Raw genomic sequence first — 13,057 nt, 5'->3', positions numbered from 1 at the left:
GCTTATGTCGGATTTACAACTTTCTACAATCGTCCCGCTGCCCTGGCGCGTCGAAGAGAGGCCTGGGAAACTGATGTTGAAATCTCCGGTGGGCGTCGCGGCCGACGAGCGAGCAAGCGGCGCAGCGCAGCTTTTACGCATCGAGTTGGAGCGCAGCACCGGCCTGCGCCTTGAATCCACCGACGCCGAGGGCGCACAAATTGTGCTGCGCAGCGAAGAGGAGGACGGCGAGCGCTATCGGCTGGAGATCGACGCCCGCCGCATCGTGATCTCTGGGCCGCCGGCCGGCCTGGTGCACGGGGTCTACACGCTGCGCCAACTGTTGCCGGCGGCCAACTGGCGCGCCGCTCCGTTGCCGAACGTGGAGTGGAGCGCACCCGCCTGTCTGATCGAAGACCGCCCTCGCTTTGGCTGGCGGGGCTGCATGATCGATACGGCCCGCCATTTTGCGGCCAAACACACGATCTTGCGCTTCATCGACCTGCTGGCCATGCACCACATGAACCGGCTGCACCTGCATCTGAGCGACGATCAGGGGTGGCGCGTGGAGATCAAGGCCTTTCCGAAGCTCACCGAAATCGCCTCGCACCGTCCGCACACCGGCCTGGGCTTCGCCACCTCCCCGAAGGATCCGCACGATGGAACGCCGCACGGCGGCTATTACACGCAGGATGACCTGCGCGAGATCGTCGCCTACGCAGCCCTGCGCGGGATCACCGTCGTGCCGGAGATCGACCTGCCTGGCCATGCACGCGCCCTGGTCGCCGCCTATCCAGAGTTCGGCTGCAACCCCGCTCAAAAAGTGGAGGTGGCGACCTACTTTGGCATCAGCTCCGATTTGGTCAACCCGTTGCCGCACACCATCGCAGCGCTGGAAACGATCCTGGAGGAGCTGCTGGCGATCTTTCCTTCGCCCTGGATTCATCTGGGCGGAGATGAAGCGCCGCTTGACCCATGGCGCAATTCCCCCGAGATTCGCGCCCACATGGCTGCGCTCGGCGTCGAAAGCGCAGAAGCGATGCGCACCTGGTTCACCGCGCACTTTGCGAAGTTCCTGGCCGACCGCGGAAGACGGCTGATCGGATGGGATGAGATCATCCATTACGGCGGCTTGACCCCGGGCAGCGCCATCATGTCGTGGCGTGGGGAAAAAGGCGGCATGAAAGCGGCCGCCGCCGGCTACGACGTCGTCCTGGCGCCGGTCTTCCCCACCTACTTCGACTACGCTCAGGACGACGGTCCGGATGAACCCTTGGCCATCGGTCAGTCGGTGACGCTGGAGGACGTCTACACCTATGAGCCTGCGGCGCGTTGGGAGGACAAAAGCACCTTCCACCATGTGTTGGGCGTGCAGTGTCAGCTCTGGCGGGAGGTGATCCTCGACGAGGCGCATCTCGAATATATGGCGTTCCCCCGGCTCTGCGCCCTGGCCGAGGTGGGCTGGAGCGAGCGCCGCGAACCTTTCTCCGCCTTTCGCGAGCGCCTGGCGCGTCATCTGGAGCGCCTGGATCACTACGGCGTCAACTATCGTCCGCTGGAGGGGCCGCGCCCCTGGCAAAAGGGCGGAACAGGGCGCAAGGCCTATCAGCCGCGCTTCAACCTGAAAGAGGCGTTGGCGCATCTCGATCGCTGGGCGGAATCGGGCGAACCGCCGGCCGAGCATCTGTCGCAGGAGAGCGGCGCCTGAGTTGGAGCCAGGCGCCGCGGCGCACTCTGTTTGCGGGTGCATTCGCACAGTTTTATACTTTTTATGCCGAAACACCAACCGTTCAGCCCCTGGAAGACCCTGTTGGCGTAGATAAGCTCAAACGCAAAGGAGCGTCCTGTGTTGCAACGCACCCCACTCTACGAAATCCATGTCGCTCTGGGCGGACGCATGGTGGAGTTCGCGGGCTTCGAGTTGCCCGTGCAATACCCCACCGGCCCCACCGCCGAACATCACGCTGTGCGCGCGGCGGCGGGCCTCTTCGACATCGACCATATGGGGCAGTTCGAGCTGGCCGGACCCGACGTCGTTGAGTTCTTGCAACAGATTCAAGTGTGGGACGTCGAGCAGATGGCGGAGGGGGACGCTCACTACAGCCTGCTGTGCTATGAAGACGGCACCGTCGTCGATGACATCTTCCTGTATCGACTCTCAGGCCGCTGGCTGATGGTCGTCAACGCCGCCAATCGCGCCAAGGACTGGGCTTGGATCGAACACCATCTGGGGCGCTACGACGTGGCCCTGATCGAGCGATCCGACGATCTGGCCATGTTGGCGCTGCAAGGCCCCAAAGCGGAACAAATCTTGCAAAAGCTGACGGACTATCCTCTCCACACGGTGGCCACGCGCACCGCCATCGAGACGCAGATCGGCGGCCTCCATGTCATCGCCGGGCGCACGGGCTATACGGGCGAGGATGGCTTCGAGCTGTACGCGCCTGTTGACCATGTCATTGATTTTTGGAATCAATTGCTGGAAGCGGGCAAAGAAGAGGGGCTGCTGCCCTGCGGCCTGGCGGCGCGCGATAGCCTTCGTTTTGAGGCGTGTCTGCCCCTTTACGGGCACGAGCTCAGTGCAAAGATCAATCCTCTCGAGGCGCGCCTGGGCTGGACGATCTCCTGGAGCAAGCCTTTCATCGGGCGCGACGCCCTGCTCAAGGTGCGTCTGGAAAAACCGGAGCGGCTGCTGGTGGGCCTTGAAATGATCGACAAAGCCGTGCCGCGCGAGGGCTACCCGGTCGCCGTGGACGGCAAGGTTATCGGCCATGTCACATCGGGGATGAAAAGCCCGACGCTGGGCAAATTCCTGGCCATGGCTTACGTCCCGGCGGAGCACAGCGCAATCGGCGCCAAAGTGGACGTCATCGTGCGGGGCGAGCCCAAGCAAGCCGTCGTCGTCAAGCGGCCCTTCTATAAGCCGCGCTACAAGTAACCAACCCAACCAATTCCCCACTCAGGAGGCAAAGATGGCGAAATACAAACTGGACAAAAGCGTTAAATACGCCAAGACCCACGAATGGGTGCGCATCGAAGACGGCGTCGCCGTGATCGGCGTCTCGGACTATGCCCAAGATGCGCTCAGCGATGTCGTGTATGTGGATTTGCCGGAGGTCGGCGACACGGTGACTGCGGGAAAACAGGCGGCCACGGTCGAATCGGTCAAGGCGGCGGAGGACGTCTATGCGCCGGTCAGCGGCGAGGTGATCGAGGTGAACACGGCGCTGGAGGACACGCCGGAAATTATCAACGAACGCCCCTATGACGCATGGTTTTTCAAAGTCAGGCCAACGGATGCACTTGAACAGGAACTGGCTGCGCTCATGGAGCCGGAAGCGTACGACAAATATGTCGAAGAGCTGGAATAGGCGTAGGAGCGATGCAGGGCGCATCGCTCCGCGCTCGTTCCCGGTGGATCGACGGCGCGCGTCGCAGCGCTGAAAAGAGCCGCAACAGGGTGGAAGACCCGTTGCGGCTCTTCTGGTTTTTGGTGCAGAAGGAAGATTGCGTACTACGTCTTGCGCTTGTTTGTGATAGGATTCCGGCTATCATTGCCATGCAGCCAACCGGGCGTTCCGACAAAATCGCCCTGCATTGTGCAATGACGAGTCTTCACCGGCTCCCAAACACACAGACCAGGGGTGAAATCAGGCGATGGACGTTCAGCCTGGCGACCGCGTTGCGCCGCAGTGGAAAGGATTGCTGCGCTCCATCTTCGTATACTATTGGAACCCGATCAAATTGCGCCGGATGCGCAAATTCTATGCGCAATTCATTCGGCCGGGCGACCTTTGCTTTGACGTCGGCGCGCATGTCGGCAACCGCCTCTTCATCTGGAGGGGGCTGGGCGCGCGCATCGTAGGCGTGGAGCCTCAACCCGCCTGCATGCGCTTGTTGCAAAGCTGGTACGGCCGGACGCCCGAAATCGCGCTGGTCGAGGCTGCGGTGGGCGCTGCACCGGGGGAAGCGACGCTTTTTATCAGCGCCAACGCGCCGACCGTCTCGACGCTTTCATCCCAGTGGATCGAGGCGGTGCAGCAAAGCGACTCCTTTGCTCACGTGCGCTGGGATGGAGCCGTCACCGTGCCTGTGACGACGTTGGATGCGCTGATCCAGCGCTTCGGCGAGCCGGCTTTTTGCAAGATTGACGTGGAGGGATACGAGCTTGAGGCGTTGCGCGGGCTTTCTCGGCCGCTTGCGGCGCTTTCGTTTGAATATATCGGCGCCGCCAAAGCGTTGGCGCTTGCGTGCGTTGACTATCTTGCCACGCTGGGAGCTTACGAGTTTAACTGGTCTCCAGGGGAACAGCATCGCTGGGGATCGCCGCGCTGGCTCTCGGCGACGGAAATGCTATCGTGGCTGGAGACGCTGACCGAGGCGTCCGGCTCAGGGGACATCTATGCGCGACGGGTGTGAGGGGCGGGTGCGAGTATGGTCTATGATGAACGGCGTCTGATCGGCGAGTTGCGCAGACAATGGCTATACGTTGCGCTGATCTATGTCAGTGTGCTTGGCCTTGGCTATTGGGTCTTATGGCGCGCCTGGTCGACGGCGGATGCGTTGCAGTGGCTGTTGCTGGCGACGCTCGCCATGATGGTGCAGATGATTGTGCTCTGGTGGGCGCTGCGCTTCAATCACCCCCCTGAAGGCGCTGCGCTGTTTCCGACTTTAGGCGTCGCCAACGGCATGACGCTGACGCGCGGGCTGCTCACCTGCTTGATGGCCGGCTTTCTGTTTGCACCGTCGCCGCAGGGGTGGCTGGCGTGGGCGCCGGCCCTCCTGTATATGAGCGAGCGCGTCATCGATTTTTTTGACGGCTTCGTTGCGCGCTACACGAGCCGCGAGACCCGGTTGGGCGCCATTCTCGACATCGAGTTCGACGGGCTTGGCATTTTGATTGCGGTCGGCCTGGCGATTCAATATGGCCATCTGCCGCCCTGGTATCTCATCTTGGGCATGGCGCGACAGCTTTTCATTCTGGGCATTTGGCTGCGCCGGCGGCTCGGAAAGCCCGTGCGTGAACTGCCCCCCTCCGATCATCGCCGCCTGATCGCCGGTTTTCAGACCGGCTTCATCAGCATCGCGCTCTGGCCGTTGTGGCGAGACGAAGTCGCCCTGTTCGCTGCGTGGCTCTTCGCCGTCCCGCTTGCGTTCAGCTTTGGCCGCGACTGGCTGGCGGTCAGCGCAGCGATCGACGCAGATTCGCCGCGCTATCACTCGCTGCGACGCCGCGCCAAATGGCTCATCGAAGAGCAGTCCCCCTTTGTTGTCCGACTGTTGGCGGCGCTGCTTGCAATCTGGCTCCTCCGACAAAGCGACGCCATCCCTTTGTGGGCGGCGCCTGTGGTGGCGCTGGCCGTCGGCTCTGTGCTGCTTGGCGTCGTCGGGCGGGCAGGCGCATTGGCGCTTGCCTTTTTCGCTGCGTTCGATGCGACGACGATAGGGCTGCATTGGGTGAACGCGCTGCTCCTGGCGTGCAGCGTGTACATTCTGCATATCGGCAGCGGTCGTTGGTCGCTGTGGCGACCTGAAGAGTACTATCTGCACGCAAAGCTTGGGGCGCGCAACGGAGGCCGCTCATGACAAGGGCGCTGCGCAAGCGGGCGAGACAATGGTTTCAGCCCGGCAGGCTGGCGGTTCAGCTTATCTGGTTGGCGCTTGCGATTGCGTTGCTCTGGTTGACGTTGCGAGCCGTCGACCTGCGCGAGGTGTGGGAGCGTCTGCGCCGCCTGGAGCCTGAACAGATTGGGCTGCTGCTGTTGATCAACCTGGCTGTGTTGGCCACTTTCAGCCTGCGCTGGTGGCTCCTTCTCCTGGCGCAGGGCTATCGAATCTCTTACGCGCTGTTGATCGGCTATCGTCTCGCCACCTTCGCCGTCAGCTATTTCACGCCGGGGCCGCATTTTGGCGGCGAACCGCTTCAGGTCTATCTGGTTTCCTCGCGCCACGGGGTGCCGCTCTCAGCTTCGGTGGCGGCGGTGGTCGTCGACAAGACGCTAGAGATGACGACCAATTTCACCTTTCTCACGCTCGGCGCGCTCTTCCTCGTCCAGGCGCATCCTATGCTGGGCATCGGCCAGACGCAGCTTTTATTCACGACCGTGGCGCTGTTGCTGGCGCCGTTGAGCCTGCTGATTGCGCTGCTCGCCGGAGGGCGACCGCTCTCCACCTTGTTGAAGGTGTTCGATCGGATGGGACAGCGGTGGAGCGCATACCGCGGAAGCGCGTTCCGTCCATTCACGGAGACGCGCTGGGCGCGCGCCATTTACAACAGCGAAGCGCAAAGCGTTGCGCTCTGCCGCAATCATCCGGGATTTTTATTGCTTGCGGTCGGCGCCTCCCTGCTGAGCTGGGGCGCCATCATCGGGGAGTTCTGGCTGATGACCGCCGTGTTGGGCATGAGATTGACGATCGCCGAGGCGATCACGGCGCTGTTGGCGGCGCGCATCGCCATTCTGCTGCCGATGCCGGCGGCCATTGGCGCCCTGGAGGCAAGCCAGGCGCTGGCGATGCGCATGCTTGGACAGTCCTCCGCTGCGGGCGTCAGCCTGAGCCTGCTGATCCGCGCGCGTGACGTGCTGTTCGGCGTCGCCGGCCTGGGGTTGGCCGGCGTGCTGCTGGCGAAGAGCCGGAAAAGCGCTTCATCCACCGATGAAAGCGGCGCCGTCCTGCCCGAACTCCTTGACCTTTCGAGCGGCTCGACGCCGCCCGAAAGGTGAGAAGTTCTAATCACTCCTCTTTCGCCGTGATGTGGATCTCCAGGCCAAACTCGTCGGCGACGGTCAGCGTGTTGGCGAAGCTGAGTTGCTCGATGCCGAAATCGCTCATCAACAGCCGCGTGGTGGCGACGCCTGTGAGCGTGTCCCCGTTGAGGCTCGCCCTCACATCGAAGGTGACGGGCCGCGTTATGTTGCGGATCGTGAGATCGCCGGAGAGCTTGAAGCTTACTTCCTCGCCTTCGTTGTAGGTGGCGGGCGCCCCCTCGATCGCTTTAGCGACGAAGGTGGCGATGGGGAAGCTGTCCAGCCGCGGGCCGTTCTCTCGAATCCACTGGTCACGGTCCTCTCGATCGGTTGTGAGCGTGTTGATGCGCACGGTGAAGATATTTTCGCCCAACGGCGCCGAGAGGTCGTCCAGGTTCAACTGAAGGCGTCCTTCGATGGCCTGCGTGCTGCCAACCACTTTGGCGAGGCCAGCCGGGATGCCGAGTTTCGCCAGCGCACCGCCGAAGAACTCTTCATCCACCAGGTAGGAAGCGCGCGAAGCTTCCGGCACAACGACGAACGTGCGCAGACCCGACACCGGTCTGCCCGGCGTGGCGGCCTCAGCGTCGGCAGGTTCTTCCGCTTCGACTGTAGCCTCCGGAGACTCAGCAGGTTGTGGGGCCTGCGGCGTAACCGCAGGAGCGAGCGGCATAGCACATCCCACCATCAACACGCCCATAAGAAAAATCGTCAGCCACCTGACAATGCGGAAAGACATGGGTTGACTCCTTTCTCTCGCTAGCCCAAAGCGCATGGATTGAGGGAGATCGATCAAAATTTTTCTCCGTTCGATCCGGTGAGCGCTATCCTGTTCCTACATCTACAAGCTTTCAGGAAGCGTCGAAGCCTCCTCAAAAAGAATTGCTTGAAGGTCAATAATCGGCGGTATCGACGGCTTCGCGCAGGATGCCTTCCGGCAGATAAGCGGGTTGAGCGATTCGGTTCGCTCCGTAACGGCCCAGCAGCGTGCGCATAAACATCGAATAGAAGCCTTCGTGTCGCAGCGTTGGCTCCAGATCGTTCACCTCCAGGCCGGGAACGAAGCCATACTCCGCGAAGGCTTCGATGAAGGCGGCGTCTTTGCTGAGAATGTGCACGGGCGTCGCCCACCCGTCTGCGCGACGGGAGACGGCCGGCGGCTGATGGTCGCCGATGAGCACGAAGATGCTGTTTTCGTCGCCTACATCCAGGATCCACTGCGTCAACATGCGCAGCTGATAGTCGATGGCGTTCAAATAGTTGGCGCGCATGGCGTCCAGCCCGATCGTCTCCGGGTCGACCGGCTCCGGCTCCGGCCCCGGTTGGTTCAACGCGCGCCAGTCCTCCACCAGGGTGGGATGGGGCGCCCATGGATAGTGCGAGTTCTGCGTGATGGTGAAAAACATCAGCGGCTTATCCGTCTTGCTCTTCAAATGTTCATACGCCCAGTGCAGCACCCACTGGTCAGGCGGCGCCGGCCCCCAGCCGTAGCGCGGCCCGACGAACCCCATATCTCTGTAGCGGATGAGTTCATCGACCGCCAGCATGCGCGTATATTTTGACCAGCCCACTTCGGAGATGTTTTCATCCAGCGCCGAAAGCCAGACATAATGATAACCCTGATCGTGCAAGGTGGCGCCCAGGCTGGGATAGCGCTCCACCTGATATTTGTTGCGTAAATCCAAATACTGCGGATGGTTGTCGATGCGCATCCCAAACAGTGTGGTGGTGTAAGACAGCCAGGAGCCGCCGCCCCACGTCGGCGCTTCGCTCAATGTCGTCGCCACATGCCACCCTTCAATGTTAAACAGTTCCGTCAGCTCGCTCAGTAAGGCGCGATACGCTGGTGTAAAATGAGGGCGCTTATATAGCACGCTGCCGTAGGACTCGACAAAGATGATGTAGATGTCCGGCTTGTGCGCCAGTCGATGGCCGCTGTAATCGTAGACGTGGCGCACCAGGTTGTCGTCGAAACTGATGACATCCTGGTAAATTTCGAGAGAGGCTTCGATATTGCGCTGGAGCTTGTATCCGAAGCTGCTGACCACCATCTCCGGCCGCGCCGTGTAATGTTGATACAGCGCCAGTGCGAGCAGGGTGACCGGCGCGAGCCCCGCCATGATCAGGCGCGAGCTGCGGCTGAGGCCAGAAGACGCTCCGCTCGTCAGCAACGTGCGCCACAGTGCGATCACGATGGCGCAGCCTGCAATCAAAACCAGCGCCCCCCCGACAAGGTAGAGCTCCCAGCGGGCGTTGACATGCTCCGCCAGGAAGGGCAGCCCATCGCGCGCCAGAAAGAACTGGCTGTAGAACGAAGGCTCCAGTAGATAGATTCCGATTACGATCGCTTCATAGATCGAGTAGGCCAACATCAGCATATAGAGCAGTCCAAAGAGTGCGCCCAGCCATTTTCGTCGCCATTTCCCCAACCACACCCACAGCGTCGTCATCAGGGTCAATTCGGCGGAGATGCGCCAGGGATCCAGAGATTCACGCCAGATCAGGAGTTGGCTGAGCGCCGATTGCCACCCCCCTTCCGCCGGCGGCGCAGGCGGCGCCAATGCGTTCTCTTCGCTCACCATGGCCATGGGCAGGAAGAGCAAGGCGTTGAGAACGAAAAACGAAAGCCAAAACAGGAGATTGGGATACCTCTTGTGCAAGCGAACGTCCAACAAAGGCTCTGCCATACAAAATCACCTTGCGCCTGTGGAATCTCAAAATTGTACTGAAAACGGCGCTCCGCATCAAATAAGGACAATGATCCCGATCAGCGGCGGATGATTCTGCGAATTTCTTTGTAGAACGGTTTCAGGCGATCATAGAGGCGGAGGTAGATGCGGCGATACAGTTCGTCATACATGAGATGCGTGCGGTGATTCGGCTCGAAGACCTGGCCGGGGCGCGTCATCGCTTTGATCGCGGTGGGGAAATCGGGATGGAGTTTCAGCCCCACCGCAGCGTCGATCGCGGCGCCTAGCCCGGACGTTTCATAAATATGGGGGCGCACCGCAGGCAGGCCGAAGATGTCCGCCGTGAGCTGCATGGCGACGTCGCTCTGAGAGCCGCCGCCTGAAACGCGCAACTCGGTGATCGGGGCGCCGGCGCGCCTCTCCAGGCGCTCCTTCCCTTCGCGCAGGCCATATGCCAGCCCCTCCAGGATTGCCCGATACAAATGGGCGCGAGTGTGCACATCTGTGAAGCCGATCACGGCGCCCATCGCTTCGGGGCCGGGCACCTTGATGCCCGGCGACCAATAGGGTTGAAGGATCAGCCCTTCGCAGCCGGGGGGCACATTCGCCACCAGCTCATCCAGCAGTTTTTCGGGCGCGATCCCTTGCGCCTCGGCTGCGAGCAGCTCGCGTTGGGCAAACTCCTGTTTGAACCAACTCACCATCCAAAAGCCGCGATAGATCTGAACTTCCAGGTTGTATGCATTAGGAATCGCCGCCGGATAAGGGGGAATGAGCGGGATCGGCTCGATGTAACGCGTTTGCGTGGTCGTGATCGTTGCGGTGGTGCCGTAGCTCAAACAGCCGATATGCGGCTCCAGCGCGCCGGCGCCGATCACCTCGCACGCTTTGTCTGCAGCGGCGGCGATCAACGGCAAGCCCTGGGGAATGCCTGTCGCCTCGGCCGCCTGCTCCGTGATTTCGCCGAGCGGATGCGTTGGAGGAACCAACTCCGCCAGCATTGATGGGTCCATCGGAACGACTTTCCATTTCCAGTCCCACTTCGCCGCCCAGCGCAGCCGTTTGTAGTCGAAGGGCATGAAGCCAACCTGACAGCCCACCGAGTCTACGAAGCGACCTGTCAACTTGTAGGTGAGATAGCCGGAAAGATAGAGGTATTTGTACGTCTCCGCCCAGACTTCCGGCTCATGCACGCGAATCCAGTTCGCTTCGGCCTCGGCCTGGATATATGCAACGGTTTCGGTCATGCGCGTGAGGCGAAAGATCAACCCCCAGATCCCACCGATCTTCGGCAGGCCCGGCGTGCGCCGTTGATCCAGCCAGACGATGGCGGGGCGCAGCGGTCTGCCGCGGCTGTCCACGTTGATCACGGTGGCGCGCTGCGTCGTGAGCGCTGCGCCGGCGATGCGCATCTTGTCCGCCTGCGGCTGCTTCCACAGTTTCTGACAGGCCTCGCATAAAGAAGCCCAGTAGTATTCGGGGTTCTGTTCGGCCCATCCCGGCTGACGGGAGAAATAGGGTTCGATGTAGACCTGCGATTTGGCCAGCAGATTGCCGTGAAGGTCGAAGATCAGAGCGCGCACGCTCTGTGTGCCGTTGTCAATCGCAAGGATGTGGTCGCGCATAGACGCTGGATGCCCGTTTGGTGTGTGGCTGAGCAGCCTGACGCATGAATATCAGCCATGTTAACCGTCGGCGGCGGGGACGTCAAACCTGACGTCTCTCTCCCTTATGGACAAAGTGACACTTGTCCCGAGGCGCTGATTATTTCTATCACTGATATGTGACAACTTTCACAAGGTAAATTGGCAGTGTCCGGAGCAACTTGCCCACCACTGCACCACAACACGCTGGGAATCTGTACGAAGGGGAACGGAAGGAGAAACCTGCTATGGCGTTAGATCGCAAAGAACTCGAACAAATTCTCTCCACGCTTCAAAAGTACGCAGAAAAGAAATTGACGCCGGAATTTTTGCTGGAACTTGACCACGAAGATCGTTTCCCTGCGGAGGTGCTCTCCGATCTTTACAACAACATCGGCCTGCATCTGGTCTTCATCAGCGAGGAGGACGACGGTCTCGGCGGCGGCGCTTACGACGTGTATCGCATCTCAGAGGCCATGGCCGGCATCGACCTCGGCATTGCCACCGGCGTGCTCGCCACCTTTCTTGGCGCCGACCCTATCGTCGTCGGCGGCGCGCCGGATCAACGCCACTACTGGATGAGCCGCATCGCCAACGAGGGGCTGCTGGTTGCCTACGGGGCCACCGAACCGCAGGCAGGCTCCGACCTGGCGCAGCTGAAGACCAAGGCTGTACCCGTCTACGAAAACGGCGAACTCAAAGGCTACAAACTCACCGGCCGCAAGCAGTGGATCTCCAACGGCGGCGTCGCCGACATCTACACGATCCTGGCGATGGCGCCCGGCGGCCCGTCGTGGTTCGTCGTCGAGAAGGATGCGCCCGGCTTCACCAAAAACAAGCCGGAGGACAAGCACGGCATCCGCGCCAGCAACACCGCCGCCCTCTTCTTGGAAGACGTTTATGTGGACGCCGACCGGCTGATGGGGCGCGTCGAGGGACAGGGGCTGGCGCAGGCGCAGGCCGTCTTCGGCTACACCCGCCTCATGGTGGCGGCGTTTGGGTTGGGCGCCGGTTGGGCTGCGCTCAAGCGGGCGATCCGCTACAGCCAGACGCGCGTGCAGGGCGGCGCCACGCTTAACCAGAAGCAGGGCTACATGGATAAGCTGATCGTCCCCAACGCCGTGCGCCTGGAAGCGTCGCGCGCCTATATCGAATGGACCGCCGAGCGCATCGACAGCGGCGACCCCAACCAGCAGACCGAAGGCGCGGTGGCGAAATATATGGCGACCGAGGCCGGCAACAAAGCGGCGGAGGATTCGATTCAGGCGCTGGGCGGCTATGGCTATACGCGCGAATACATGGTCGAAAAAATCAAGCGCGACGTGCGCATCACGACCATTTACGAAGGCACCTCCGAGATCATGGAGTGGACGATCAGCCGCGACCGCTGGCAGCTCCATCTCAAGACCAAAGGCGCCTACTACAACGACTGGGCGGCGCGGCTAGAGGCGTTGGCGCGCACCAACGACAACAGCGGCGCAGCGACGGCGGCGCTGGCCATGCGCGCGTTGGCCGTCCTGCTGGAGCGTGCGCGCCTCGACCGCCTGACGCGCAATCAGCATGTTCTCTTCCGCCTGGGCGAGCTGATCGCCTTCGCCGAGACCGCCGCCGTCTTCGCCGAGCGCTCGATTGCCCACCCGACCGAGGCCATGCCCTTTAGTCCGGAGACGCTGCAGGCCATGAGTCGCATCCACGCGCGCGACGCGGCGCTGAAGATTGCGACGGATGGCCTGCGCTGGGCCATCGGCGCCGGACAGAGCGATCCCAATCTCGCCAACTCGCTGCATCTCCCGGCCATCTATGCAGCGCAGGCCGGCCTTCTCGACGACATGGATTTCGTCGGCAAAAAGCTGGTGGAGGCTTTCCCGGCGGAGTGAGAAGGGGAGAGGTGGAGAGCGGGAGAGGAGGAGAGCGGGAGAGGAGGAGAGCGGGAGAGGTGGAGAGCGGGAGAGGTGGAGAGCGGGAGAGGTGGAGAGCGGGAGAGGTGGAGAGCGGGAGA

The 13,057-nt window shown here is 61.7% G+C and carries 10 protein-coding genes; 7 read left to right on the top strand and 3 right to left on the bottom strand.

Annotated elements, in window-relative coordinates; all coding sequences use genetic code 11:
* Nucleotides 1–4: 4 nt before the first annotated feature.
* The 6 genes from Q0367_RS07820 to Q0367_RS07795 all read left to right on the top strand — a co-directional run bounded on the left by Q0367_RS07820 (nt 5) and on the right by Q0367_RS07795 (nt 6,701).
* Nucleotides 5–1,687 (top strand): beta-N-acetylhexosaminidase, encoded by a 1,683-nt coding sequence (locus Q0367_RS07820; protein WP_298981441.1) that lies wholly within the window; start codon nt 5–7, stop codon nt 1,685–1,687.
* Between the two features lie 138 nt (nt 1,688–1,825).
* Entirely contained in the window at nt 1,826–2,917 is a 1,092-nt protein-coding gene (gene gcvT, locus Q0367_RS07815) for a glycine cleavage system aminomethyltransferase GcvT (RefSeq protein ID WP_298981440.1), read from the top strand.
* A gap of 34 nt (nt 2,918–2,951) precedes the next feature.
* Nucleotides 2,952–3,350, top strand: a complete 399-nt coding sequence (gene gcvH, locus Q0367_RS07810) for a glycine cleavage system protein GcvH (protein ID WP_298981439.1) — start codon at nt 2,952–2,954, stop codon at nt 3,348–3,350.
* Nucleotides 3,351–3,636: 286 nt separating this feature from the next.
* Complete coding sequence (locus tag Q0367_RS07805; RefSeq protein WP_298981438.1) at nt 3,637–4,398, top strand: FkbM family methyltransferase; 762 nt, start codon at nt 3,637–3,639, stop codon at nt 4,396–4,398.
* Nucleotides 4,399–4,413: 15 nt separating this feature from the next.
* The gene (locus tag Q0367_RS07800; protein WP_298981437.1) at nt 4,414–5,565 is read left to right on the top strand and encodes a CDP-alcohol phosphatidyltransferase family protein; all 1,152 of its coding nucleotides are present in this window, start codon (nt 4,414–4,416) and stop codon (nt 5,563–5,565) included.
* Nucleotides 5,562–6,701 carry a lysylphosphatidylglycerol synthase transmembrane domain-containing protein gene (locus Q0367_RS07795; protein WP_298981436.1) on the top strand — a complete coding sequence of 380 codons (1,140 nt, stop codon included), beginning with the start codon at nt 5,562–5,564 and terminating at the stop codon, nt 6,699–6,701. Before Q0367_RS07800 ends, Q0367_RS07795 begins: the two co-directional genes overlap by 4 nt.
* Before the next feature lie 10 nt (nt 6,702–6,711).
* Here Q0367_RS07795 and Q0367_RS07790 read toward each other — a convergent pair whose 3' ends face one another.
* The 3 genes from Q0367_RS07790 to Q0367_RS07780 form a co-directional block, all read right to left on the bottom strand.
* Nucleotides 6,712–7,464, bottom strand: coding sequence for a YceI family protein (locus Q0367_RS07790; RefSeq protein ID WP_297630651.1), 753 nt, complete (start codon nt 7,462–7,464; stop codon nt 6,712–6,714).
* 154 nt (nt 7,465–7,618) lie between these two features.
* Complete coding sequence (locus tag Q0367_RS07785) at nt 7,619–9,412, bottom strand: sulfatase-like hydrolase/transferase (protein WP_297630654.1); 1,794 nt, start codon at nt 9,410–9,412, stop codon at nt 7,619–7,621.
* Nucleotides 9,413–9,492: 80 nt separating this feature from the next.
* Entirely contained in the window at nt 9,493–11,040 is a 1,548-nt protein-coding gene (locus Q0367_RS07780) for an FGGY-family carbohydrate kinase (protein ID WP_297630657.1), read from the bottom strand.
* Nucleotides 11,041–11,306: 266 nt separating this feature from the next.
* Between Q0367_RS07780 and Q0367_RS07775 the strand changes: the two genes are divergently transcribed.
* Entirely contained in the window at nt 11,307–12,935 is a 1,629-nt protein-coding gene (locus tag Q0367_RS07775) for an acyl-CoA dehydrogenase family protein (protein WP_297630659.1), read from the top strand.
* The last annotated feature ends 122 nt before the right edge of the window (nt 12,936–13,057 follow it).

It is taken from the genome of uncultured Caldilinea sp., assembly GCF_937128415.1.
Taxonomy (GTDB): Bacteria; Chloroflexota; Anaerolineae; order Caldilineales; family Caldilineaceae; genus Caldilinea.
This window is presented reverse-complemented; position numbering and strand designations above follow the sequence as displayed.